Annotated in this window: 2 protein-coding genes; both read left to right on the plus strand. The window is 63.6% G+C overall.

Annotation, left to right across the window (positions count from 1 at the left end):
- Positions 1-855, plus strand: an 855-nt coding sequence (locus VBE63_RS24290) for a hypothetical protein (RefSeq protein ID WP_323685594.1), incomplete at its 5' end; no start/stop codon positions are given.
- Between the two features lie 456 nt (positions 856-1,311).
- Positions 1,312-5,364 (plus strand): DUF4214 domain-containing protein (locus VBE63_RS24295; RefSeq protein ID WP_323685595.1); only part of this gene is annotated, 4,053 nt, incomplete at its 3' end.

Below are 5,364 nucleotides of genomic sequence, written 5' to 3' on the forward strand. Positions count from 1 at the left end.
TTTGCTGCGCTCTGTTACGGCGATATGCCGTTTGTGCTCGCTCCCAATTCCTGGGCTGCGCTGCGCGGTCCTCCGCGGCGGCTGCCGCTCTCCGAGCGGCCGCACGGGGACGGCATACGTGTGAATGCACAGTCACCTGAAGCCTTTGACGAAGTGTTCTGGCGTACGCTCGACGGCGAGCGCTATATCGGCGAGCACTGCCTCTTGCCGCATCAGCCGCCGCCAGAGTTGGGGCCGCGTTTTGCCGACTATCTGCGCGCAGTACAGCGTGCACGCGGCGGCCATCGGTATCTGTCCAAGAACAACAACAATGTGCTGCGTCTGCCTGCTCTGATGGAGTGGTTTCCGCAGGCGGTTTTTCTGGTGCCATTCCGCCTGCCGCTGGAGCATGTGGCTTCCTTGCGCCGCCAGCACGCGCGCATGTCCCAATACCAGCGTGAGGATCCTTTCTTCCGCCAGTACATGCGCTGGCTCGGCCATCACGAGTTTGGTCTGGACAAGAGGCGGCTGGCCGCCGGCGGTCATCAGTACCTGCACCACGACCCGCAGACCTGGGATTACTGGCTGGAGGAATGGCTGGCAGTTTACGGGGAGGTCGAGCGGCTGCTTTCCAGCGGCACGCCTTTGCTGCCCGTAGCCTACGAGCGTCTCTGCGCGTCGGATTCACCACGCTGGCAGCAACTGTGCCAGTGCCTGAGACTGCAGCCCGAGCACGCGGGGTCGCCCCCATTCCGCAGTGCGAACCGCCAGCTGAGCGATCCTCCGCAGAATGCGACGCTGCTGCCTGCGGCCAATGCGTTGTATCAGCGTCTGCTTGATTGGGATCTCCGGGGACAGTTTACTTGTTGCCCCTGACAAACAAGTAAACTGTCCCCAAAACGACCCATTGTGTTGAGGTAGCTGATACCCCGCTGACTAAATATCGTAGTAACTAAGTAAATTATCTCAATGATTCTCAGTAAACGCGACTTCGATGCTACTAATTCCCAAGCTGATCTAAGGTTTTATTGATCTGTATCGCGGTAACGTCCGGCCCTTTGTGCTTAGCTTATGGCAGACAATTTGCCACGCTGGTCATGGGTTCCGGGGGGACGTATGAGCATGCTTGCTGGGACGCGGTCGCGCGCTTTTTCTGGGTGGGCATTTGGCCCGGTGCTTGGGCCAGTGCTGGGTCTGTTCCTGCTGCTGCTGGCGCTGGCTGCGGTGGGCGTGCGTGCCCAGGCGGTACAGCCGCAGTGGGCGCTGGACTTCGGGCCGGACATGAACGTGGCGCGCATGGGCCACTGGAGTGCGACCCTGCCGGATGGGCGTGTGGCGCTGTTCGGCGGTCACGGGGTGGGTTTTACGGCGCTGGATTCGGCTGAGTTCTGGTCGCCCGGTGCCGCGGCTTTCAGCCTGCAGTCCATGCTCTACACCCACGATTACAGCGCCTTTGCCCAGTTGGCGGATGGGCGCTATCTGCTTGCCGGCGGTGCGGCGGACCTGGGCGTGGCGCCCGGGCATGGCAACGCCGAGCTGTTCAACCCGGCGACCGGTACCTTCACTGCCACGGGCCAGCTCAACTACCCGCGTATGAATGCCTCCGCTGCTACCCTGGCCAGTGGCCGGGTGCTGGTGGCGGGCGGTTGGTACAGCATCAAGAACGCGCAGTTTGCCGAGGTGTTTGACCCGGCTACCGGGGCTTTTACCGTCACCCAACCGCTCAATACCCCGCGCGCCGTGCCGGTGGTGCTGCCGGCGGCGGATGGCTCTGCCCTGGTGCTGGGTGGCCTGGAGCCTTTCGGCAGTTATGCGATTGAGCAGGTGGAGCGCTACGACTCGGCGAGCAATACCTTCAGTGTGGTGCGCAGCAGCCTGTTTGCCGGCGAGACCGGTTGGCACATCAGCGCCAGTAACTACACCCTGCCGCAGCGCCTGCCCGACGGGCGCTACCTGCTGCTGGCCCGGCGGGCGGTAGGCAGCGATACCGAATACACCCTGTTCACTGTGGATCCTGCGACCAAGGCCATCGTGCGCCTGTCGAGCCTGCCGCCACTGCCCGATTCCAGCTGGGGTGCGCTGTATCCGCCGGTGGTGGACGCTGCGCGCGGTGTGGTCTATTTGATCGGTACCAGCCTGGTGGAAGACGGGGCGCAGACGCGGGTGTCGCTGCTGGTAATGGACCCTGCCGACGGTACGCTGTCCTGGCCGGATACCAGCTGGCGTCTGTCTGCCGGTATTTACCTGAGCGGCATGGCGGCCTCGCTGTTGCCCGATGGCCGCCTGTTCTTGAGCGGCGGTCACAGCGAGACCGGCGGCCAGACCAACTTCAGCGCGCTGGCCTGGACGCTGCTGGCAGAGATTGACGCCGGTTCCGGTGGTGGCACCGGGCCGGAAGACCCGCCGGACGGCGAGTGCAGCTACACGCTCTCTGCGCTCAAGCTCAGCGCAGGTTCGGCTGCCAGTAACGGCGCGCTCACCGTCACGGCCTCTGGCCCCGACTGCAGCTGGAGCGCCAGCAGCGCGCAAAGCTGGCTGCAACTGAATGGCGCTGGCGGCACGGGCAGTGCCACGCTGGGCTATACCGTGGCGGCCAACACCACCGGTCAGCCGCGCATGGGCGTGCTGCAGGTGGCGGGGCAGAGCGTGGTGGTACTGCAGGCGGCCGAGCAGGCCGAGGCGCGCACCGATGGCACCCAGGGCAATGATGTGCTCAGCCTGCCGGCGGCGCTTGAGGGGGATGGCAGCGCGCATATCGACGGCCACGGGGGTACAGACACCCTGCTGCTGCCGGCTTTCCCCAACCACTTTACGGTGGAGCAGGGCGCGTCGGGGCAGTACACCCTGCGCTTTGGTGAGGCCACGGTCACCCTGGCCAATGTGGAGCAGTTGCGCTTTGGCGCCAGCACGCCGACCACGGTGGCGCTGTCCAGCCTGGCCTCGGGGGCGGTGCAGCAACAGGTGGCGCTGCTGACGGATCTGTACCTGGCATTTTTTGGTCGCGCCCCGGACGTGGCCGGTCTTGAGTACTGGCAACAGCAGTTGCTGCAGGGCGGGCGCTCACTGACCGATCTGGCCAGGGACTTTGCCTGGAGCGCGGAGGCGCAGGCGCTGTACCCGGCGACCGGCAGCAACCGTGACTTTGTGCGCTCGGTGTATATCAATGTGTTTGACCGCGAGCCCGAGCCGGGCGGCTGGGACTACTGGACCGATCGCCTGAACGGGCTGGGCCAGACGGACGTCAGCCAGCGCGGCGAGTTTGTGGCCACGGTGGTGCTCAATGCCCGCGGCAACGACAGTGCGCTGCTGGGCAACCGGCACGATGTGGCGTTGTCCTACGCCAACCGGCTGTCGCTGCAGCCGGGCAAGGGCTTTGATGCAGGTATCAATACGTTGCTCAGCAGTGTGGATGACAGCACAGCCAGTGTGGCCGGTGCGCAGGCGGTGCTGGATTATGTGTTCGACACCACGCGTAGCCTGAGCGACATTATCAACGAGTCCGAACTGCTGGACCGCCTGTGGCAGCCGGTGACCCCGCTCGACTGGGAGGCCGATGCACGCTGGCTGAACGCCACCGTGACCTTGCCCGATCCTTCACCGCTGCTCATGTCAGAGGTGGAAGTCTCGGTGCTGTTTGAGGACTACCGGCCAAATGCCGCGGGCTCGCTGCAACTTCCGGTTCCCGATGCGCCCTTTGCCAGCGCCTTTGTCATGCTGCTCATGCCGGGCACCCAGGACTATGTGGTCTACCTGTTGGCTACCGTGCTGGAGAACCAGACCTCGGTGGAATTCAGTCCCGAGGCTACCGCGGTAGACATCATTCTCAACCATATCGATCCCCAGTACCTGCGTGGTGGACTGACCCCAGCACACATGCGCGAAACGATTCGCGATCACGGCCGCGCCTTTATCGATGAGTTTGTGGCCGCACTGCGCGTCGATCCCTTCTACCTGCGTCCGGACAACCTGTCAGTCGTATATGGGGGTGCCTTCACCGCGGCGGTGCAGGCGAGTCAGGACGCGCTCCGGCGGCAGCTCGACGGCGGCTCGGTGGTGTTCTCCGCAGCTGACTTTGCAGGCACTACCCGCGCCACGCAGAGCGAGGGGCTGACGGTGTTGCCCGCTGCGGAGCAAAGCGATTTCAAGGTGCTGCCAGGCCGTGAGGGCACGGTGTTTGCCACCGGTGTGATGAACGGCAAGCTGCTGATCCAGAGCGACAGCATGCTGCCCGCACGCTATGAGCTGCGCGACGGCATGACCAACCGCATCTTGCATGCACCCTCACTGACCACCTGGGCTGCGGATAACATCGGTCCGCAGCAGGGTCTGCTGTATGCCTACAATGCCTCCGCAACCGAGATCGAAAACACGCACTTCATGCCCACCCGCCTGAGTATCTTCACCCCGGCAGTGGATCCCTTCTTTACCTTCGATGACCCCGAGCAGCGCAGTCTGTACCGCCTGCTGCAGCCGGTGTTGCTTGATCGCCTGTTGACCGATCATCTGATCGCGGTGATGAACAGTTTGCTTCCCATGGGTGACGAGGCCTTCCTCGAAGCCTGGGTGCGTTGGATTATCGACCAGGGCTGGTTCCGCGCCGCTGCGGATCACCTGTCTGCTGATCCGCCGAGTCTGCGCGGGGCGATCAACAGCTTTGTCGGTGGTATGCAGAATGTGGACAACATCGCCGCAATGATCAAGTTTGCCGAGCACCGTCTGGGGCATCAGCTCGCCGAACAGGGCGTGTATCGTATCGCCAAGCAGAAGGCGCAGTGGCTGTGGGCCTCTTACAACTGGCGTACCAAAGTCATGATTGCGGGGACCGACATCCTGCGTACCGAGGCCGATCTGCTCAGCACTCCGCCGCTGATCGAGTTCGACAGTGTCAGCTTCCCCTTGCACCTGGAGCGCTTCACGCCAGCGGGTCTGAGCAAGGTCGCGCGGCCTGAGGATGAGCGGCGGGTCACGCTTTACGGTACCGGCCTTGACGGTTTCAGTGCCGGTGGCGGCAGCTATCACCCCAGTGTCATGTTGCAGGCGCGCAGTGCCGCCGGGGGTCTCAGAACCTGGACCATAGACGCCGCGGATGTTCACTCGGGCAGCGGCGGGGCGATCTGGTTCGACCTGCCCTTTGACTGGATGGATGCCGGCAGCGATGTTGTGGGCCCCATCCACTTCCAGTTGGTGCATGCTTTTGTAGATCCCTACAACGGCAATGTGGTCACCGATGTGCGGGTGCCACCGCAGATTGGGGACGATGCCTACCGCATCGAGCTGGGTACAGAGGTAGTAATCAGTGGGCTTTCCGCGGATCGTGTGACCCGAGGTCAGGAGCTGATTGTTTATGGCAGTGGCTTTGCCCAGCTGCGTGGAGACAACACCGTG

It is taken from the genome of Lamprobacter sp. (assembly GCF_034860625.1).
Taxonomy (GTDB): Bacteria; Pseudomonadota; Gammaproteobacteria; order Chromatiales; family Chromatiaceae; genus Lamprobacter.